Consider the following 20,863-nt stretch of genomic DNA (forward strand, 5'->3'; position numbering starts at 1 on the left):
TCAAGACTGCCGGACGAGCAGGCGACCGGACCTGGATTCCGATTCGGCGCTGCGCAGAGTTTGATTCCAGTGGAATCAGGAGTCGTGGTTCGGTCTGATTCCACTGGAATCAAGACTGCCGGACGAGCAGTCGACCGAACCTGAATTCCGATGCGGCGCTGCGCAGAGTTTGATTCCAGTGGAATCAAGATTCGAGGTCCATTCTGATTCCAGTGGAATCAAGTCTCCTCGGCCCATCCAGTTCCGCCGGTCTACCTGACCTAGCCTCACGCGTTGCCAAATCTTCGTTCCGACAAACCAGTTTTCCAACTGACTGCCTTCCGGCCCGTCGCGACACTGGATGCACTCCAGCCAGCAACGAGGTTTCCCGTGGCAGACTCCATCCAACTCAACCTGGGCGCGCTTCGCAGCGACATGAAGCTTACGCTCCACACCCATCACGCCGCGCGTATCTGGCACGGTCGGACCGCCAGCGAGGGCAAGAACGGCATCCTCGGCCTTAGCGGCTTTGTCGGTGTCCTCAACAAGATGAAGCGTGGTGCCGAGCAGGATGATCCTTACTCGGACTGGTGGCTGATCCGCGTCGAAGAAAAGCTCGCCGGTTCCAAGGCCGCGCTCACGACCATTCAGGAACAACTGGCTCAGATGATGACGGTCCTCCCGCCTGCGCTGAGCATCGGCGAGAACCTGAACGTTCAGCCCGTGACCCTGCCACTGTTCGTCAATGCGCAACACGGCTTCATGGCCGTCTACCTGCTGACCCAGTACGACGATCTCGCACGCCGACTGCTACTGGCCCATCACACCGCTTTGATCGGCCGCCGTGACATGGAGCGCTGGCTCAATGAAGGCGCTCATGTTCTACGCAGCCTGTTCGGCCTGGTGCAGCAGTACAGGTTCTCGGGGGCGACCCGCGACGACTTCGCAGCCAACAACGCCAGAGCGCGTGAAGCGCGGGAGTTGCTCGGCGAGCTGCCGCAGGAAGTGCTGGAAGGCACGCTGCGTGCCGAGTTCGCACCGCCGATCATCCGTCGACACAAGGTCGATGCGCTGGATCCTGACCCAGTAGAACAATCGCTCGACTCGGAGGGCCAGGAACCTGATGCAGGCGACGTCGAGAATAGGGAGCGCTGAGCCATGCACCTTCCGCTTACTGAGGCAGAGTCCTTCGCTGGAAGTGCCGGTGCTGACGCAAAACATCGAGCCTTCCGGATGCTGGAACAGACCGCCTTCTCCAGGCTTGAACACGCCGCCTTCCACAAAGGGCTTTTAAAACCTTTTAAGGGTAAGGGGGAGCTGGGCCAATTTGCATGCTACTGCGAGCAGCTCATGGAAGGCCTGATTCATCTCGCCGTTCATGAGGTCCTGGCACAGACAGGACGTTATCCCTTCACGCTGCTGCCGGTCCGCCTGACTCGACAAACGACCGGGGCCGGCACAGTCTTCCTGCGCTGGACCCGGGTCGATCGCAGCCAGATGGGCGTCCTGTTGTGGGACGAACTGCTCGCCGATCCGCGCACGCCGAACACCATGATCGACGACCTATACGCAGTGGAGCAGCAACGCATTGCGCTCAACATGCAGATCAGCCTGATGCACACGCTCAGCCGTCAGGCTGCGATTTGTGCCGACCGGATGAGCGAAGCCGAAGCCGCGTACGTACACCGCATCCGTTTCAATAACACCACATTCAACGAGGAGGCCTAAGCATGGCCACGCATTTCTGGGGTGAAGGCAACATTGGCAGCAAACCCGACTTCAAGGAGTTCGCCAACGGCAACAAAGAGCCGAGACGTCTGGTGCGGCTGAACGTCTATTTCGACAACTCGTTCGCCCGAGAAGGCGGCGACTTCGAAGACAAGGGAGGCTTCTGGGCCAACGTTGAGTTGTGGCACAAGGACGCCGAGCGATATGCGCGGCTGTACGCGAAAGGTATGCGCGTGCTGGTGCAGGGCCGGATGGTCATGGACAAGTGGGAGGCCGATGACGGCACCGAAGCCTGTGCCATGAAAGTCCAGGCGGCGCGGATCGGCATCCTGCCGCATCGTATTGAAAGTCTGGCCATGGCGTCGTCCGACCAGGCTGCGCCGGATCCGGACATTTGAACCTGGCACAAAAAACGCCCTCCACGTGGAGCCTCTGCGGAATGAGGCTCCATGCTCGTCATTCCGGCCATCCAACTAGACAGCTGATGTCTGGACACTCACGACGAAGGAGCGTCTGTCGGGCTGATTCCAGTGGAATCAGAATCACTGCTGATCACCGAACCGTCGCTTCGAGGTGGTCACCTGTCCGCTGGCCTGATTTGATTCCAGTGGAATCAAGTTACCTGGCCCAGCTTGATTCCACTGGAATCAGCCTGCGTTTCCGGCCCATGCGCTAATGAGCACGCTTCTTAAACGTCCACTACCGGCGCTGCTCAAAGCGGCGGTCTACGACGGTTACGACTACGGGCTGTCGCTCACGTATCTGGAAGGTGGCAACAAAGTCCTGCTCGCCCGGCAGGGCTACTACATCCGTCGCAGCGAGCATCCGTTGCACCGTGCCTGGCGCGTGCCGAAGCATCACATCCATGCCGACCCCGAAGGCTTGTTTGCCGACTTGAAGGCTTTGGCTTCGACGGATCTTCGCGAAACGCCGGACAGCTTTATCGCCAAACTCAACGAAGCCCGCGAGCATCAGGATCGCAGTGCGTTCATCTGGGGCATGCACCTACGCTTGGCGCCGCTGCTGGGTGGCGGCGTTCTGGCAAGTGGTGATTACCATCCGGGCGTCGTGGCCGTATACAAGCGCATGGGCGGCCTGTACCTGTCGCAGATGCGCGCGTGGAAACTCGCAAGCTCGGCCGAGATCGTGAAGCTCAACCTGGTCGAGGAGCTTGGCTTTGTGGATGCGCAGATCGAGGTCCTGACCACGCTGCAACAGCTGCACAGCGACGGCTCACTGACTTCGGTACGCGCCACGGACGGTATTTGTATTGGCGGAGATTTTCCGCAGGGTGAGGAAAAGGCCGAGGCAGGAGAGGGCGCCAAGGATATCTTTCTGGCCAGCGTGGCCGGCATCCAGCGCACGCAATGGACGGATGCCGGCATCGAAGAAGCGCTGCAGCAGTACTCGCTCTACGACCATCAGCATGCGGGCGTTCGCCATCTGCTGCTGCGTAACAGCGCGTTGCTGGCCGATGACATGGGGCTCGGCAAAAGCCGCCAGGCTGTTGTGGCAGCTGAGATCCAGTCAGCAGGCAGACCAGTCCTGATCGTGTGTCTGCTGAGCCTGATCATCAACTGGGAACGGGAAATTCGTGCGGTCAACCCGGACGCCCGGATTGCGCGGCAGCGGTTCGACAACGACGCTCAGTGGGTGCTGGTCAACTACGAGCGCTTGGGCGACTACCTGCAAACCGCGAAGCACTTCGCCGTCCTGGTCATCGATGAAGCCCATCGACTCAAGGAGCCGACTGCACTCTGGACACGACACGCCTTCGACATCGCTGCGCAGATCCCTTATCGCTACCTGCTGACCGGCACGCCAGTCCTCAACCGGGAGCTGGAACTGCACACTTTGCTACGGCTGTCGGGCCATAGCATCGGCCTGATGCCGTTGAAAGAATTCTGCAGAGATTTCACCGGTAGCACCGAATTTCGCCAGGCGCTGCGCGCGCAGCTTTCGGACTGGATGCTGCGCCGCCGCAAGGACGTGCTGACCCAGCTCAAAGGCAAACAGCGGCAATTGCTTTCACTGTCCATGACCTCTGAACAACGCGAGCAATACGACGCTGTCTTTCACGGCAGCGAATCCGCACTGGCACGTATCGGCAGGCTCCGGATCCTGCTCGAACGCATCAAACTCCCGAGCGTACTGGAGCTGGTGCAGGAGCTGGACGTCGAGGACAAGGTGATCGTCTTTTGCGAGTTCAAGGAAAGCGTCTTTGCGCTGACCGAAGAGTTCGAGCGCCTCGGCATCCAGGCTGTCACGCTGATTGGCAGCCATTCCTTCACAAAACGCCAGAAAGCGATCGACCGCTTCCAGACCGATCCCGATACGCGCGTGTTCATAGGGACCACTTCGGCGGCCGGTACCGGCAATAACCTGACCGCCGCCAACTACGTCATTTTTGCCAGCCTGCCATGGACGCCGGCGCTGCAGGATCAGGCGGAGGACCGCGCGTACAGGAATGGGCAGTTGAGGCTGGTTGTGGTGAAGATTCCGATGGTGGAAGGCAGTATCGATCAACAGTTGTGGAGCATGCTGGAGGGAAAGAGGGCGCTGGCGAGGGATCTGGTTGAAGGAGTAGATGAGCCGGACAGCATGATGCGAACCATGGCCCGCTCGCTTGAATACTCATCTGGTTGAAATCTGTTTGTTCCTGGACGGAGATTTCCCACTTTCGCACTCTGCACTCATGTCCGCTGACCTCGTCAGCAACATGCCCAGGCAGCCAGAGGTCTTCGAGGCTGTAGCGTGACTTCACGCTGACCTGCTCAGGACCGCTACCGCATTCATCAGCGCGGTCAGGTCGTCGTACCCTCGATGATCGGAATGCCTTTTTCATAACATCCCGCCGATCACGTTAACCGTGACCACCACCTACCTCTCGGGGAGCATTCCCCCTTGGGGTCAATGCTCGCCCGGGTTTCCTGGAGAGCACCTTATGAACCTGTCCCTGGTTAAACAAACCGGCACCGAGATGCAGTCGTTCGCGACCGCCATAGAAGATGAGCTCATCCTGCAGGCCTGCGAGATTCTTGATCGCAGACTGTTTTCGCAAGAGCCTGCTTTGAGTTGTCCTGCCGCAGTCTCATCCTACCTCAAGCTCAAGCTGGCACCCGAAGAGCATGAAGTGTTCGCCGCAGTATTTCTGAATGCGCAGCATCGTCCACTCGCGTTCGAAGTTCTGTTCACAGGCAGCATCGAAGGCGCTGCGGTTTATCCGCGGCAACTGGTGAAACGCGCCCTGTTTCATAACGCGGCCGCGCTGATCATCAGCCACAACCATCCTTCCGGCTGCACCGAACCCAGCACCAGCGATATCCAGCTCACAAAGCGTGTCCAGGAGGCGCTGAAACTAGTGGATGTACGACTGCTCGATCACTTCATCGTCGGTAGCGGCCAACCTCTGTCCTTCGCTGAAAAGGGATTGATCTGACCCTTCACTACTACGCGCCTTCGGGCGCTTCTTTTCGCCACATCACCCATTGGGAAACATCCCCGGTGGGGGTGCTTCCCATTCTGGAGAGCACCATGAACTCATTCACCACCCTGATCACTTCTAAAATTGGCGAGTCCCGAGGCGTTGCACGTGTCTGGCTGGAAGGGCAGAAGCTCCTCAACGCCGGCGTGAAGATCGGCATGCGATACGCGCTTCGTACCACAGCTGATAGACGTCTGGAGCTGGTTCCGCTGGCCACTGTCAGCGAAACTGACCTGGTTATCACCGTCTCGAAGCGGGAGCGCCACGGCGTGATCAGCCCGCTGCTCGAAATCCGCACCGAGCTGCTGCGCAACCTGTTCAAAACCGCAGAGAAGGTCCGCGTCGTAATCCGGCGTGGCCGAATTGCGGTAACGGCGCTCGATAAAGACATCCGCGTTCAGGAGCGTCTTGATCGACTGAGACACAAGCTGCAGGCCAACGAACCGCTGGCCGTCTGCAGTCTGTTTCACGGAGGAGGGGTGCTGGATCGCGCCATTCACAGTGGCTTCGCGCGGCACGGCATCGCTACCTATATCCGGATCGGGATTGAGCTCGAAGAACAGTACCTTGACGCAAGTCTGCGCAACAACCCGATGCTCTGGCGGGACGATTCGTTTGCCATCTGCTCGGATATCCGCGACATCAGGCGTGGAGACGATATTCCGGTTTGCGACCTAGTCGTGGCCGGTATTCCCTGTACCGGCGCATCAAGATCCGGGAAGGCGAAGAACAAACTGAGTGCCACGGAGGAGCATCCGTCCGCCGGCTCGTTGTTTGTCGACTTCCTGGATTTTGTGCGTTACTCCAACCCGGCCCTGGCCATACTGGAAAATGTCCCTGACTACCTCACCAGCACCTCAATGATGGTGATCCGTTCAGTGCTCGGTTCGCTCGGGTACAGGCTGTTTGAATGCGTGCTCGATGGCAATGCTTTCGGCGCGCTTGAGAACAGATCGCGGATGGCGATAGTCGCTTACACCGATGGCATGGTCGACTCGCTGTACCTGGAGGAGGTGCTGCCCGTGCGAACCAAGGAAAGCACCTTGGCCAGCGTGCTTGCGGAAATCGCACCAGACCATGAGAGCTGGAAATCTTACGATTATCTACATCTCAAGGAGCAACGCGACATCGCAGCAGGGAAGGGTTTTCGCCGGCAGCTGCTTGATGGTGATTCGGCATCTTGCGGCTGCATAGGTCGCGGATATGCGAAAGCCCGGTCGACCGAGCCTTTCATTCGGCATCCAACCAACCCAAGACTGAGCCGGTTGTTGACGATAGCCGAGCATGCCCGCATCAAGACCATTCCGGAGGAGATGGTGCACGGGGTGGCTGCTACGACAGCTCACGAGATCCTCGGACAGTCCGTTATCTTCGCGGCGTTCGAAGCGCTAGGGTCAGCGGTGGCGAAAAAATTGGTCCTTTTGAGAAGAGCTGTGTCACTCGTTGCATGATGGATCAGGTGCTTCCCATCTGGGAGCACCACATTCCCGACATGAAAGGCCGTGACCACTCCACGCTTTTGAGCTTGCGGACGCTAGCGGACAATCCGGTAATGGTCTGGCCTCGTATCGTCGACCGACCAGCGTATAACGCCCGGGGTTTCATGAACTGCAGCCTCACCTTCATCGACATCAATCAACAAGCTGCGGATCAATTTGCAAATCTGCTCCCGAATATCATCAAGGCTGTTGATTTGCGCGAGCCGCAAACTGAACGTCCAGCGGTCAGCGGCACCATTTTCAGTTTCCCATCGAAACAGAGATGCGGTGCCCTCTTGAAAGCGGGCCAAGGACCTTGGAGATATGTCACGCATCTCAAAGCCCATGTAGTTGTCATATCTCACATCTGTTGGGTCATCCCACAGGTTGATATGAATCAGGGGCTCGGGGCTGAAACCGCCTGCAGCGTCGTTACAAAGGAAAGTGATCTGGAACGCCAGATGCGCCGTCGCTTTACGTTTCCCCTTGGGCGTTAGAGGTAACGTCCATGCTGCTGCGCTAAAAACCCAGCCACTCTCGTCGGTTCTGTAACTGCTCGACCACTCGCCTGGTTTGTAGAGGGCGATAAGCGGATCTTTGCTGAAGAGAGCACTGATTTCTCCCTTGATCAGGTTGGCCAGCGCCTCACATTCTTTTCCGACTTCGGACACAAATGCGAAAGACGCTGAGATTGCTTTACCTACGTCACTCATTGGGAATGCACCCTTGGAAACTGGCTATTGAGATCGGGGGAAAAAGATATGACCCGACACGGCTGGCAACTGTGGTAGCGCCAGATTGGCGAACCCGTTAAAGGGCTCGACTGCGAGTAGCTCTAGACACCGTTGGACCTGATCGCTCCATCGTCTTAGCGCAATGCCCGGCCCGGTTTGAATGGCCGATACGGCAGTCAGGATGTCAAACCAGGAGCGTGCGAGCAGCTTCCCGTTCCAGATATCCTGGCGACTCAGCGCGTTACTGGCTTCGCTGACGTCTAGTCCGATGAACAAGTGGAGCGCTCGGCTCCGCTCTTCCGGCATGAGATAGGTTTTCCACTGGTCATGAAGCTGTCCCTGCCCACTCAAAGGAGCGCGCCATTTGAACTCCACCAGCAAAATCAGCGTGTGGTTGCCCCAGGTCAGCTCTACGTGCAGATCCGGCTCGACCCGATTCCTGCGTGGCCAGAAACACATTTCAGCACGAGTGGGCGCCTCAGCAGGGAAAGCGTATTCAGGATTGCGTAGATTGACCACGGCACCCCAGAAAGCTGCTATAGCCGCAGGAGGCAAAAATGCCAGCGGCCCCATAAGTGTTGAAGTGATTTCATCCTCTTCGGCGACCCTGCTCTCGTTTGTCTCGTCGCGATGGCCTAAATATCGCCGGTAAAGCCTGGATTTCTTATGGCTAAACGCATGCAGCATGACGGCTCTCCCGTGTATGCACAAAACTACTGAATTCACCCGGACGGCCCAAGCGATTGTGATCCTTATACAACACTGTAAAGGAGAGTCGCGCCTTCGCCTGCATTCATAGGATTGCGGGCAGTTTAAGACAACCCCGCAATGTTTAGCCCGTTCTTGCTGGTGTTGCTGAACAACCTGAAGCGCATCGTCCCTGAGCCTAGTCCACGGACCGCACCTACTTATGCGGGTATGGGCATGCCCAGATCATGCGCCGCCATCGACAGTGTTCGCTCCGCAACAAGCGAATCCAGATCCGAGGTCGAAAGATGGCTGCCAGGTGATGGTAGGGCAGAGGTTGTAGCGACGCGCCATTGGTCAAAAACTGCACCGGGTGCAAAATCCGGACGCTGAGCTTTGCGAGCCAATGCGCTTTCAATTCCTGAGCGGATGGTCGGTTTAACTCGGGCGTAAGCGAACCGGGAAGAAGGGTGGTTGACCACTGCTACGGGCACGGCACCCGCTAGTTTTTCAAGTGACGCTCCGGTGCGTCGGCTGAAGCAGATAATCAAGTCAGGAGATAAGACTGTGAGAACCTCTGCAAAGGCCTCTTTACCCTGTTCCCAGGCGTACGGTGGAGGATTGATTCGGCTGCGTGCGATGAACACTTGCAGGTAGTTGTAATAAGCGACCCTGCTCCAGAAATCTCGCTTGGACGGGTAAGCGAAGTCCTGCTTTGCGCCATTGATGGCGGCCATGATCTTGGCGAAATGCGGATGGCGCCGCAGCCTGCCGGTAGCTTTAGGATGTCTCTCGCCCAAGGCGAGAGCTTTGACAATTTCTGGTGTGACGGTCGGCCGTTCGTGATGCTTGGCCCCGTAGTGCGATTCGCAAACCAGCAGCATTCGCAAGCCATGAAACCCTTCGGCGTAGTTGGACCCTATCCAGGGCGCAAAGCGGATTGTCGTCTTGTTCATCGAAGCTCGTGAGTTTTATGGGTGGTAAATCTTGTGCGATTGGTCAGCTCGGCTTAGGTCATCCAGTGTCCTCGGGGTGTAGCCCTGCCGTATGCCTTCTCTATGTTGCAAGATCAGCAGGCGGTTTGGCCATCACTGCACCAATCGGATGTTCTTGCGCATGGCCTTTGAGCATCTCGCTATCAGAATTGTCCGCTCAGCGCGGCGGCTCATGCCTGTGGTTATGCGCTCGGCATCGAGTCTGTTCGGACGGACGCTGGGTAGACAATGGGGATTTTAGAATTCTGGGCTTTGTCTGCCGGAGCTGCTGAAGACACGGCGGTGGAGAGTTGAAGGCTGTTATCTCTTAGCGCTCGATTCGCGGTCAGTAGGGCTGTCCTGAGCGACAGGCTGCTACCGGCCAGAAGCGGACGCCTGTTTAGCTTGCGGATACCTTACAGTTGCTACTCAAGGGCTATGCACACCTGTTCGAACCAGGCGGCAAAGGTTGGCCAGCTTTCGTCTGTACTTCCGTTGTGTGACCAGTATCGAACAACACCAGCCTGCGATATGCAGAAGTAGTCGCTGTTATCTTCGATGAAAGGCAACCAATCCCGCGGCATACCTTGGGCCCAGGCGGCTTCGGCAATCTCAAAGATATCCAGATGGCTGCATCCGCCCAAAATCACCGCGGGTTCAAATACGGCGTTCGCGACGTCGCTGCCACCTTTCAGGAACTGGCTATATTGATCGGGAAAGCGAAAATTGAGTCTGCTCTCCGCGTCAGCAATTTCAGCATCTGTTGGAATGCGAAAAGGATGGTCGGTCATTCGTTCAAGTCCGAGGGTTGATCTGTATCGTGCAGTGACCGATAGCTGCAATAAGAGCGTGTAGGCGTCCGCTTTGGGTCGAAAGCAGAGAGCCGCGACTGACAGCTATCGACCCATAGCGGACCCAGTGGTGCTTCTTTCTTCTTTCGTCATGTTCGACTGAGTGTGCTCGCCTTTCGTGACGTCATGAGCGTCTGGCACATTGCCGCCACTTCTGGGATAGCCGCAGCCAGCGTGGACAACACCTGATACATCTCCTGGGCATCTGGAAATGGATATACATCTAGGCTCATGGCAATCCTTAGCTTGCGCGGATCGTGCTGTTCTCTGAGCCACGTCTCTACCTCACGCGTCATTGCCGCGCCGTTATCGTTTGTTTGCCATGCCAATAAATTGAATAGTTCGACAACCAGCTCTTCGGGCACTGTTCGAGGTATCTCCGCGAACAGGCGATTGGCTAGTTCAAGCTCGCCAAATACGCTTACCACTTCATTCACCGCGTCAAACGCCTGGGTGTATTCGGCGGCGTCGCGTTCTATATTAATGATGTCGAGCGCTTGTTTTAACGATGGGTGCATCTGGTCATTCCATGGTGTTGCAGGGGGGTTAATCATACGGGTATGCAAATCAGCATTGGACCCAACGCATCGTCGGCGCGTTGAGCCACGGTGCGGCAACATCTCACAGCTTGGAAGCGAGCGTTCACCACGAAAAGAAATATCTTTTCACCTATTGCAAACGTCCGCTTTGGCCGCATTTTGCCCCTCAGAGGTTAGCCGCAATCAATCCCCGGACAGGCAGCGCATTAACGCTCCAAGAGCCACGGATTGGCTTCGTCAAAGCGAGCCGGCGCCGGCATTTTTCCAGCGAAGAAGCCTTCGAAAACCATCTTGAATCTTTCACGAAAATCGTAAATTTGGTTTCTTTTGAGGTTGCGGATCTTGAAGCCATCCTTGTGATCGAAGTGGCATCCAAACAGCAGAAAACTATAGCTGAATATTTCAAACACCCGCTGAAAGAGCGTTAGGCTGAAGCTCGCTTCTGTTGCAAGTTGGTACAACGCCCACTCCAGTAACCAGTATTCGTCGTGATCCCAGATTTCTGCTTCGTGCAATCGTCCAATGAACGACGCGTCTTCGAACGCTTCGCCCCCAACGAAATTTCTAGCGATGACAGTATGTGCATCCATGTCCGAGATTCCCGACGCAAATAGGTCGATAGCCTATCGAGTGGCTCACTCTCAAACAATAGATTGCATAATCCTGCTACCCTTGAAAGGTGACTGGATCGACCGGCTGCTTCTGGCCGATTGCAGCCCCCGATGTCCGCAGCATCGGCCGAACCTAGAGGTGGCTTTACCAATATACCTGTTTAGTCAGCGTAGACGGCCGGAGTCCATCGTCAGCTTAGCAACGCCTGCAGAATCCGAAGAACGCTCGAGAGCCTGGGTCTGCACCAATGAGGGGTCCTAGGCAGTGAACTGGCACTCCCGCATGCAGAGTATTTCTACCGGGATACAAAAAAACGCTGAGTTGGTGGATGTCGGCACAGATCTATGCCAGACAGAGCCTCCCTGCTATCAGCCTTCAGGAGAGCTGGGGCCTTGAGGATTGTCGGCGTATCAGTCGGTGAAACATGTGACGCGACGCCGGAATAGCGAGGAGGTCTCGTAATAAGCTTCAAGTGCTGCCGTCCGGATGAGCAGGCGGCGTCATGGAGGCTTCCGATACTTCGTTCCAGCTGTCGTCAGGATCGAACGCCGCCATCAATCGTGCCACGCGGTCTCCGTCCGGACCCAGATCCTTTTCGAATACCTGTCCTTGATGGCTGATCATGAAGGACATCACCCCGGTGTCCGCGTAGCTAGCGGGCCAAGCGATCAACGCAAAACCACGGCTCATTCTGGAGCCGATCAGATAGCCATAGGCCCCGCCCGGCGCCGACGGGCCTTGCCGGTCCAGAATGCGGAAGTGATAACCGTGCCAGTCCTCGCCCGGCAGCGTCTTCCCAAACAGGGGGCCCAGGGGGCTGAGCTGAGCGCTGTCGTCTTCCGCCCAGTAGAGCCCGTCGTGTCTGCCTGGGGTGCTGAAGATATTCTGGGCATATTCGAGGGCGCCGTCGCCGTCGCGGTCCTCGGATGCATATTCCATTTGCGCGTCGTGATAGGCGAGCACCGCCTGCACAGCCGTCAGCTCATTGCGGCCGATCCGCCGCGCGCGGATTTCCTCGCCGCCTGCTTTGCTGTCGAAGCGCCAGCCGTCTGCCGCTCTGGCAATCGGGATGGGTAGCGTCCAATGAGTCGGAGGCTTGCCCACGGTCAACCGCGCCTCGTGGTCACCGACCCTCTGCAGATGATGCTCCACTCGGTAATGCATCAGGAACGCGTCTACATCCCTGCGCTGCACGCCTTCGAGCGGTATGAAGTCCCGCCAGTCATTGCCCAGGAGCTGGCTGAGACGTTGATGATTCGCAGGCTCCATGGTCAGCGCTTCGACGAATGACTGGGCTGCCTGCTCCGGCGTTGAAAAAAACTGCTATGCCCATGTTGCGCAGGACAGTGTTGCCGCCGTGATCAGGGCTAGGACCCGAGGTAGCCGGCGTATACCCGATGTGAAGCGCTTGTGGTCCATCAGCGTCTGCCTCGTGCGCCACGTGCCGGCGCACTGGCGGGGCGACTGACCGGACGACCGGCTGCTCGCGGCGTGCTCGCACGTTGCGCGGAAACCTGGCTGGCCCGACCACGATTCGCCTGCGCCGCCGTTTGAGCCGGTGAACGGGCACCTGCGAAGGCATTGTTGCGGGTGCTGCTCGGGCCGGCGGTCGCCTGGCTACGGGTGCCGGCCTGGGTCTGCGCCGTGTTCTGCCGGCGCTGCTGGGCGGCCTGAGCCGTGTTTTGCGAACGAGGCCCGGCTGCGTTTGCGGAGCGGGCCGCGCTGGCCCGGTCACGGGCTTCCCGGTTGCTGGTGGCCGGCCGTTGGACGCCATGCCTGTCCATCGAAGCACGGGCCTGTTCGCGAGCCTGGGCTCGTGCCGGGTCGTCGCCTCGGTAGGCATCGCGCTGCCGGGCGCCGTCCCGTTGCCGCCCGTAGCGTTCGCGACTCTGAGTGTCGCGGTAGGGGACACCGTCACGATGGACGGCATTGTGTTCCCATTTGTTCTGGTTTGCGCTGAGCTGGTTATTACGGTTGATGTTGTTGAATCGGGAAACATTGATATCGACGTCGTTGCTTCCCCAGTCGCAGTCCCCCCACAGCGACGCAACGACCGCGACGCCGGTGCCGAACGCAAGCCCGGCCATCAGCGCGGAACCGGGGTAGTAGGCGGGCGGTGGCGGGTAATACATCGGGGGTGAGGAGGGATATGACCATGACCCATACACCACTGTCGGGTTGTAGCTGGGGACATACACGACCTGAGGATCGGCAGGCTGAATGACGATGGTAGAGGCGGCCGGTGCCGGGGTCGTGGACGTTGGGGCCGGTCCGGTCTGCACCGTGACAGTCTGATAGCTGTTGCTTTTCAGGTTACCGGCCGCCTGCGCCTGATGACGCAGGCGCTGCACGCTGCCCATGACCTCATCGGGCTGCGCGAGAAAGGCATCACCGAGACGCTGGACCCACACCGAATCCTGCTCCAGAGTCGCCAGCACCTGGGGGAAGGCGACCAGCGCCTGTACGCTCGGATCCCAAGGCTGATCCGCGACCTGCCTGATGGCATCATCGCCTTTGGCTTCCGGATGGGCCTTCACCCAGGCTGCCGCTTCGGACAATCCACCGGGGTAGGTCGCGGCCATCAGCACTTGTGCCAGCAGAGGATCTGGATAGAGCGCGACAGGCGCCAGCATCTGGTCCAGTTGTTCCTGGCTGAACACCGCATCCTTTTTTGGCGCAGCGGCTGCGGGCGCGGGTTCGGCGGCCTTAGCGACCTTGGTTTCCAGGGCGGACCAGCCGCCCAGCAGCAACATGGCCGACATCAGGCACAGCAATCCAGACCGCATGGCACCTCTCCGATGACGCACTCACGCTTCAATGACCGGCAATTACGGCAGCGCATACACCTTGAACAGTTCTCTGGCGATCTCGGTGGTTGCACCGAAGTGCTTGTTGTAGGCGCCCTCGATGGCGCCGGTGTAATAGGCTTCGCTCAGGGCGGTGTCGACGAGCAGACGGAAATCCTCGTCACCGCGCTCCACAATCATGGCCACCGGTGAAAAATCGAAAATCCGGTCCAGCAACATCAGGCTCTTGCCGGTACCTTCTGTGGCTATCTCGTGCCTCAGCAGCATTCGTTCGGAAAAGAACGCATCCGCCTTGCCGTCGGCAACCAGCTGGACTCCCTCGTCCGCATTCGCGACTGTCACCAGTGAAGCCACCACGCCTAGCAGGCGCATGCGCTGGCGGATCCAGTCTTCGGTTACGCCGCCCTCGACCGTTGCGTAGGTGTGATTGGCCAGCCCCCGGTTGATCGTGGCCCGCCAGGTAGGGCCGTCGTACGCCTGATGTCCGTTGAGCACGTTGAGCAACGGCTGCGGGGCGTCGTTGCGAACGACTACCGACAGACCGGCGGTATAGACCGGTATGGAGTAGCTGATCGATCGGCGCCGCTCCAGAGTCGGCGGGGTCGGGGTGCAAAGGATATCAACTTCGCCCACGCTGACCGCTCCGACTTCTTCAGCGACCTTTACCGGGCGATACCGGACTTCAAGGTCAGGCATGCCCAGCTCGCGCTTGACCCTGTCGGCCACCATCAGACACAGGTCGATGGCATAGCCGCTTGCCTGATCGCCCTCGGCGCTGCTGAACGGCGCCTGATCCGGCAGATAGCCGAGGGTCAGCGTATGGGTACCACGCACCCGCTCAAGCGTCGCGGCGCCAGTCATCAGCGGCAACGCCAGGAGCACGCAAGTGGATAGCAAACGAGTGATTTTTGCCAGCGACCGGTTCATGTCCTATTCCCCTATGCAGATGTCTGTGCAGGTCCGGTGATCAGAGTCGCGGTTCACTGAGCCGGTCCTCGGTGCCCGGCGATGCGTACGGCGCGGCAACGAAGCGTTTAGCAAGGAAGCCATAAAGCAGATAGCCGAAGGCAAGGACCAGAGCACCCCCCATCACCGCATCCTTCCCGCACGCATACAATGCGTACAGTGAATAGCCCACCGCGATCAGCAAGACGGCGGTATTGCGCGTGTAGACCGAAGGCGCAACCCCAGCCTTGTACATGATCACCAGCAGCCCGGTCAGCGCCGTGATGTAAGGAATCAGGTTGGTGACCGCTGCCAGACTGACCAGTTTGCTGAACTGAGCGGCTGCGTCGGGCGAGATCGTCGACAGCGCAAGCACCGTCTGCAGAACGCCGCAGACGATCATCCCGACCACCGGCGCGCCCATGGAGTTGAGCTTGCTGAACAGCTTGAAAAAAAGATCCTGGTCGGCGGTCATCTTTGCCGTCTGCGCCAGCGTGAACTGCCAGCCCAGCAGCGAACCGACGCAGGCCATGACCGCCAGTGCCATGACGATGTTGCCCACCAGAGGGTTGAAAATCGTGCTGTAGACCAGCGCGAAGGGCGCGGAGGAATTGGCCAGGTCCGCGTTTGGCACGATCCCCTGGATGACCGTGGTCGACAGTACGTAGACGACCGCAGCGCCGAGCGTGCCGAACAGACAGGCCAGCGGTACGTTGCGCTTGGGGTCTTCGACGGCATCCGACGCCTGTGCCGCCGACTCCATGCCCAGAAAGGCCCAGAGCGTCAGGGGAATGGCCTTGCCGACGGCTTCCGAGATCGCCAGGTCGTTGGGGTTCCACGCGGCCACCAGTACATCCGGCTTGAACCAGAACCAGCCGACGACGCTGAGCCCGGCTACCGGAATGATCACACCCCATACCGTGAAGCTGCCGATTTTGCCGGTGATACTCGGGCCGCCGAAATTGGCGAAGGTGGTCAGCCAGATCAGTGCGATCGTACCGATGCATAACTCGATGGCACCGGTTCCCAGCCAAGGAATGAAGGCGGTCATATACCCTACCGCCGAAATGGCGACTGCAACGTTGGCGATCGCCAGCGACAGGAAGTACAGATAGGAACAAAGAAAAAATCCGGACTTCGCGTGGGCTTCTTCGGTATAGGCCGAAAGGCCGCCGGAGCGCGCGCAAAAAACCCCGCACTGGGCGAAACAGTAGGCGATCGCCATCGAACCTATGGCGGTGAATACCCACGACAACAGCGAAACGGCACCCAGTTGAGCCATGTTGGTGGGCAGCATGATGATGCCAGACCCCATCATGCTGACTGTCACCAGGGTGGTGAGTCCCATCAGGCTCATTTTTTTGTTCTTGCTTGAATCAGCCATCGCAAACTCCTTGTCGGGTTCGACGTGTTGAACCGGCCCGGCGCTTCACACTACGATGCCGGGGAGCGCACTGTTCACTGCTTGATGACATACACCTTGTAGGTCGGTTGTCCTTGACCGTCGCGCTCGATCTCGACGCCATGGTTGTCGTGTTCGAACCCCGGAAACCGTGCGTCGAAGGCCTCCATCGCCAGCAGATAGTCGATGACGGCCCTCTTTTCAGCGTCTGCCTTCTCGCCCGGCATCATCAGCGGAATGCCTGGCGGGTAGGGGACTATTTGCACGGCAACCGTGCGACCCGCCATGTCACGCACGGCAATCCGCTCGATTTCGCCTCTGACGAGCCTGGCGTAGGTTTCTCTGGGCGAAGAGACCTGGTCGGGCAGAAGGGTGTATGCGGCGTCCATGTTTTCAAGCATTTTCGTGGCTAGCATATCTTGGTGCATCGCTTGCGCCAGATCCTTGAGACCCATGTCGTGATAACGCCCGCTGTGGTCGGCCACCAGGTCTGGCATGACCTGCTTCAGCGGCGAATTGCTGTCGTAATGTTTTTTGAAATCCATGAGGCCTGCGACCAGTGAGCCCCATTTTCCTTTGGTGATGCCCAGCGTGAACAAAACCAGAATCGAATAAGGCTCGGTTTTCTCGACCACGATCCCGCGGCTGGACAGGAACGACGAGACCAGTGGTGCCGGAATGCCGTCCGCCTGCATCTGGCCCTCCAGAGTCTGTCCAGGGGTAAGCACCGTGACCTTGATCGGATCGAGCATGCAGTAGTCATCGCCCAGATTGCCGAAGCCGTGCCACGTCGCTTCAGGCTTGAGCCGCCACGCGCTGCCGTCTCGCAAGGTCTGCGGGTCAATGTCGGCGAAGGGCACGCCGTCAACCTCGTCGGGCTGCCAGACAGCGAACCACCAGTCCTCGGCGTCGCGCTGCTGTATTTCATTGCGCAGCCGCACCATGGCCTGGCGAAATGCGATCGCTTCGGCGATGGATTCATCGGTCAGGTAGCCGCCGGCATCATCCATCATCTTTGCCGAGACATCGGTCGAGGCAATGATGCTGTACTGCGGCGATGTCGAGGTGTGCATCATGAAGGCTTCGTTGAGCAACGCCGGCTTGACCGGCACTTTGCCCGAGCGGATATGGATCATGGACGCCTGGGACAACGCAGCCAGCAGTTTGTGGGTCGAGTGGGTGACGGTCACGGTGGCATCGTCGGCATGTCGTTCCCCGCGGTGCATGCCATAGTGTCCCTCGTAAAGCGTGTTGAACCGGGCGTACGCATACCAGGCTTCGTCATAATGGATGCGGTCGACGCTCTGGCTCAGTTCGCGAGTGGTGGTCTGCGCGTTGTAGCAGAGGCCGTCGTAGGTCGAGTTGGTGAGCACAGCCAACACCGGCCTCGCAGCCTTGTCGGTGGCCAGCGGGCTTTCGGCCAGTTTGCGGGCCACGGCCGCCGGAGTCAGTTCCTCGCGGGGAACAGGGCCTATGAGACCGCGCGCATTGCGTCGCGGGCGCAGGTACAGTGGTACGGCGCCGCTAATGTTCAAGGCGTAATTCAGAGACTTGTGACAGTTGCGATCCACCAGCACCGCATCCCCGTCGGTGACGGCCGAGTGCAGAATGATCTCGTTGCTCGCCGAGCTTCCTCCCACCGAGAAGAATGTGAAATCAGCGCCGAAAACACGGGCGGCGTAGATCTCGGCTTGACCGATCGGACCGGAATGATCGTTCAGCGAACCCAGCTCGCCCACTGACACGCTCAGGTCTGAACGCAACATCTGCTCGCCGTAGAAGTCCAGAAACGCACGCCCTACAGCGGTTTTCATGAACGCGGTGCCGCCGGTGTGCCCCGGCGTATGCCAGGAGTATTCATGGGTGTCGGCGAAGTTCACCAAGGCCCCGAAAAATGGTGGCAGCAGGCTGTCGAGGTAACGGCGGGCGGCGGTTTCGATACGCCCGGCGATGAACTCCGGGCTGTCTTCGGGCTGCCAGATGAATCCGTCGATATGTTCCACGATGGCCAGCGGAACCTGACCCCGATGGGCCTCGCTCATGCCCAGCATGAGCGGCACCCGAGCCATGCGACGACGGATCAGGCGGATCAGTTGCAAGGCTTCGTCCTGATTGTCCTCACAGAGCCCCCAGCCAACGATTACGCAGCACCAGGCCGGATTGGCGGTCACCGCAATCTGCGCTTCTCGCAGAGAATCCGCGAGCTGGACCGAGAGCTCATGTTCACGCAGCACGTCGGCGATCGCCTCGACGCTGCGCAGGATAATGCTGCCCTGATGTTGCCGGGTATCGGCAACGATCAGCACCGGGAAACGCTGCGCCAGCTCTTGAGGCAAGCGGGTCTGCGAATGACTCATACGTGTCTCCTTGATCAGCGTGAGTGTGCAGCGTCATGCCTTGAGCACGTGCCCGTAAACGCGAGTCCTGCCGTTTTCCCGTGTGAGATAGACCCCTTGCAGCTCCGGGGTGAAACCAGGCAGACGATTGATTCCCTCTTCGAGCGCTAGGAAATAGTCGAGCGCCGCGCCGCCCCAGACCTCTCCGGGCACGACGCACAGGACCCCCGGCGGATACGGCAGCGCGCCTTCCGCGGCTATTCGCCCGTTTGCCTCTTCCAGAGGGATCCGTTCGTAATTGCCGCGGATGTATTCGATCTGCGCCGCCTGGGGATTCATGGCGACCTGAGGGAGGTGGGCCTTGCGAAACAGGTACTTCTGCAACTGCTGAACATTGCGGCTGCGGTAGAGATCGTGCATTTCCTGACAGAGTCTGCGGATGGTGTAGCCGTTGTAGCGTTCCTGGTATTGGGCGTAGATCGCAGGCAGCACTCGGCTCATGGGCGCGTCATCGTGAATGAAGCGTTCGAAGCGGGCCATTTGCGCGGCGAGGTGGCTCATTTTGGCCCAGTCTTCGGCCGGGGTCAGCAGGAACAGAATGGAGTTGAGGTCGCACTTTTCCGGCACGATCCCGTTCTGGCGCAGGAAGTTGGCCAGTATCCCCGCGTGGATGCCGAAGTCCGTATAGCTGCCGTCCACTGGGTCGATGCCGGGCGTGGTGAACAGCAGTTTGCAAGGGTCGATGAAGTATTGTTTCTCGGCGTAGCCAGGGAAGGCATGCCAGCGATCCTTGGGATGAAACTCGAAAAAACGCAAATCGCTGGCGATGACTTCGGTCGGATGGTCCTGCCAGGGTCGGCCGTCGATGGTGTCCGGCACGAACGGCCGGATCAGGGTGCAGGCTTCAAGAATGAGCTTGCGCGCATTGATACCGAACTTCACGCAGTCGTCCCACAGCCTGAGGCCGCTGCGGCCTGCGTGGATTCGCGCATTCACATCCAGCGAGGCGAACAGCGGGTAGAAGGGGCTGGTGGAGGCCTGGGCCATGAACGCATTGTTCAGCCGGGCATGGTTGCAATAGCGCGCCTGACCTTTGATATGGCGATCCTTCTTGTGGATCTGCGAAGCCTGTGAGAAACCCGCCTGCTGTTTATGCACCGACTGGGTGACGAAGATGCCAGGGTCGTTTTCGTCCAGTTCCAGCAGCATCGGCGAGCAGTCCTTCATCATGGGGATGAACTGTTCGTAACCTACCCAGGCAGAATCGAACAGGATGTAGTCGCACAGTCTGCCGATGCGCTCGACCACCTGACGGGCGTTGTAGATCGTGCCGTCGTAGGTGCCGAGCTGGATGATCGCCAGCCGGAAGGGTCGGGGCAGGCCGACCTTGTCTGGGGCAACCTCTGCGATCAGCTGGCGCAGGTATTGCTCTTCGAAACAATGAGCGTCGATTCCGCCAATGAACCCATACGGATTGCGCGCGGTTTCCAGGTAGACGGGGGTAGCGCCGGCTTGCAGCAGCGCGCCCTGGTGGTTGGATTTGTGGTTGTTGCGGTCGAACAGAACAAGGTCGCCCGGGGTCAGCAGGGCATTGGTCACGACCTTGTTGGAGGCCGACGTGCCATTGAGCACGAAGTAGGTCTTGTCGGCGTTGAACACCTGGGCTGCATGTTTCTGGGCCAGCAGCGCGGGACCTTCATGGATCAGCAGATCGCCCAGCATGACATCCGCGTTGCACATGTCGGCACGAAACAGCGTCTCACCGAAGAAGTCGAAAAACTGCCTTCCGGCCGGGTGCTTGCGAAAAAATTGCCCACCTTGATGGCCGGGACAGGCGAAGGTCGCATTCGCCGACTCGGTGTAACGCTTGAGCGAATCGAAGAAGGGCGGCAGCATGCTTGCTTCGTAGGCCTTCGCCGCGGTTTCCAGTTGATTGCCGTAATACTGGGCGTTATTGCGGGTGGGATCGAAAACGCCGTTGACCTGCAGGATCACATCTTCCAGTTGCTTGTAGATTTCCAGCGAGCGTTCGCCGCCGCGCTGCGCGGCAACCAGAAAGATCGGGATGTCGAAGCCGGTGCGTTTGATGGCATCCAGAACACCAACTTGCAAGTCATCGATCGATAGCACCGCAACCGCAATATCGGTGTAATCGGTCAGTTCAAACGGAACGGTTTCGCGCGTGGTATGAAAGTAAGGTCGAACGGAGTCGCTGACAGCGATTTTCAAGATATTCATATCCATGATCTCTTGTTCGATGGTCAGATCAGTCAGCCGCTAGTTGCGTTTGAAATTTAGTATTCAGGT

General features: G+C 58.8%; 17 protein-coding genes and 1 pseudogene. 6 read left to right on the forward strand and 12 right to left on the reverse strand.

The window, feature by feature from the left end:
* Positions 1-369: 369 nt before the first annotated feature.
* The 6 genes from EGJ27_RS22300 (at position 370) to EGJ27_RS22325 (ending at position 6,642) form a co-directional block, all read left to right on the forward strand.
* Positions 370-1,134 carry a PFL_4669 family integrating conjugative element protein gene (locus EGJ27_RS22300; RefSeq protein ID WP_125832922.1) on the forward strand — a complete coding sequence of 255 codons (765 nt, stop codon included), beginning with the start codon at positions 370-372 and terminating at the stop codon, positions 1,132-1,134.
* Positions 1,135-1,212: 78 nt separating this feature from the next.
* On the forward strand, positions 1,213-1,707 hold the full coding sequence (locus EGJ27_RS22305; protein ID WP_125832923.1) for a DUF3158 family protein: 495 nt from the start codon (positions 1,213-1,215) through the stop codon (positions 1,705-1,707).
* A gap of 2 nt (positions 1,708-1,709) precedes the next feature.
* Complete coding sequence (locus EGJ27_RS22310; RefSeq protein ID WP_125832924.1) at positions 1,710-2,105, forward strand: single-stranded DNA-binding protein; 396 nt, start codon at positions 1,710-1,712, stop codon at positions 2,103-2,105.
* Between the two features lie 277 nt (positions 2,106-2,382).
* Positions 2,383-4,353, forward strand: a complete 1,971-nt coding sequence (locus EGJ27_RS22315) for a DEAD/DEAH box helicase (RefSeq protein ID WP_125832925.1) — start codon at positions 2,383-2,385, stop codon at positions 4,351-4,353.
* A gap of 298 nt (positions 4,354-4,651) precedes the next feature.
* Positions 4,652-5,146, forward strand: a complete 495-nt coding sequence (gene radC, locus EGJ27_RS22320; protein ID WP_125832926.1) for a DNA repair protein RadC — start codon at positions 4,652-4,654, stop codon at positions 5,144-5,146.
* Between the two features lie 95 nt (positions 5,147-5,241).
* Positions 5,242-6,642 (forward strand): DNA cytosine methyltransferase, encoded by a 1,401-nt coding sequence (locus EGJ27_RS22325; protein WP_125832927.1) that lies wholly within the window; start codon positions 5,242-5,244, stop codon positions 6,640-6,642.
* Between the two features lie 83 nt (positions 6,643-6,725).
* Here the strand turns inward: EGJ27_RS22325 and EGJ27_RS22330 are convergent, their stop codons facing one another.
* From EGJ27_RS22330 to EGJ27_RS22385, 12 genes and pseudogenes are all read right to left on the reverse strand, one after another.
* The gene (locus EGJ27_RS22330; protein ID WP_125832928.1) at positions 6,726-7,382 is read right to left on the reverse strand and encodes a hypothetical protein; all 657 of its coding nucleotides are present in this window, start codon (positions 7,380-7,382) and stop codon (positions 6,726-6,728) included.
* A gap of 24 nt (positions 7,383-7,406) precedes the next feature.
* On the reverse strand, positions 7,407-8,090 hold the full coding sequence (locus EGJ27_RS22335) for a hypothetical protein (RefSeq protein ID WP_125832929.1): 684 nt from the start codon (positions 8,088-8,090) through the stop codon (positions 7,407-7,409).
* Between the two features lie 221 nt (positions 8,091-8,311).
* The gene (locus tag EGJ27_RS22340; RefSeq protein WP_125832930.1) at positions 8,312-9,046 is read right to left on the reverse strand and encodes a hypothetical protein; all 735 of its coding nucleotides are present in this window, start codon (positions 9,044-9,046) and stop codon (positions 8,312-8,314) included.
* A 443-nt stretch (positions 9,047-9,489) separates the two neighbouring features.
* Positions 9,490-9,855 (reverse strand): SMI1/KNR4 family protein, encoded by a 366-nt coding sequence (locus EGJ27_RS22345; protein ID WP_125832931.1) that lies wholly within the window; start codon positions 9,853-9,855, stop codon positions 9,490-9,492.
* Positions 9,856-10,004: 149 nt separating this feature from the next.
* Positions 10,005-10,433 carry a hypothetical protein gene (locus EGJ27_RS22350; RefSeq protein ID WP_125832932.1) on the reverse strand — a complete coding sequence of 143 codons (429 nt, stop codon included), beginning with the start codon at positions 10,431-10,433 and terminating at the stop codon, positions 10,005-10,007.
* A gap of 227 nt (positions 10,434-10,660) precedes the next feature.
* Entirely contained in the window at positions 10,661-11,044 is a 384-nt protein-coding gene (locus EGJ27_RS22355; RefSeq protein WP_125832933.1) for an Imm41 family immunity protein, read from the reverse strand.
* Positions 11,045-11,534: 490 nt separating this feature from the next.
* A pseudogene (locus EGJ27_RS22360) lies at positions 11,535-12,485 on the reverse strand (DUF2950 domain-containing protein).
* Positions 12,485-13,852, reverse strand: coding sequence for a DUF3300 domain-containing protein (locus EGJ27_RS22365; protein ID WP_125832934.1), 1,368 nt, complete (start codon positions 13,850-13,852; stop codon positions 12,485-12,487). The pseudogene EGJ27_RS22360 and the gene EGJ27_RS22365 overlap by 1 nt, the downstream one beginning before the upstream one ends.
* Positions 13,853-13,894: 42 nt before the next feature.
* Complete coding sequence (locus EGJ27_RS22370; RefSeq protein ID WP_125832935.1) at positions 13,895-14,800, reverse strand: amino acid ABC transporter substrate-binding protein; 906 nt, start codon at positions 14,798-14,800, stop codon at positions 13,895-13,897.
* A 40-nt stretch (positions 14,801-14,840) separates the two neighbouring features.
* Complete coding sequence (potE, locus tag EGJ27_RS22375) at positions 14,841-16,202, reverse strand: putrescine-ornithine antiporter (protein ID WP_125832936.1); 1,362 nt, start codon at positions 16,200-16,202, stop codon at positions 14,841-14,843.
* A gap of 74 nt (positions 16,203-16,276) precedes the next feature.
* The gene (locus tag EGJ27_RS22380; protein ID WP_125832937.1) at positions 16,277-18,577 is read right to left on the reverse strand and encodes an Orn/Lys/Arg decarboxylase N-terminal domain-containing protein; all 2,301 of its coding nucleotides are present in this window, start codon (positions 18,575-18,577) and stop codon (positions 16,277-16,279) included.
* A gap of 33 nt (positions 18,578-18,610) precedes the next feature.
* Entirely contained in the window at positions 18,611-20,794 is a 2,184-nt protein-coding gene (locus EGJ27_RS22385; RefSeq protein ID WP_125832938.1) for an ornithine decarboxylase, read from the reverse strand.
* Between the last annotated feature and the right edge of the window lie 69 nt (positions 20,795-20,863).

The sequence above is a fragment of the Pseudomonas sp. v388 genome (genome assembly GCF_003935425.1).
Taxonomy (GTDB): domain Bacteria; phylum Pseudomonadota; class Gammaproteobacteria; order Pseudomonadales; family Pseudomonadaceae; genus Aquipseudomonas.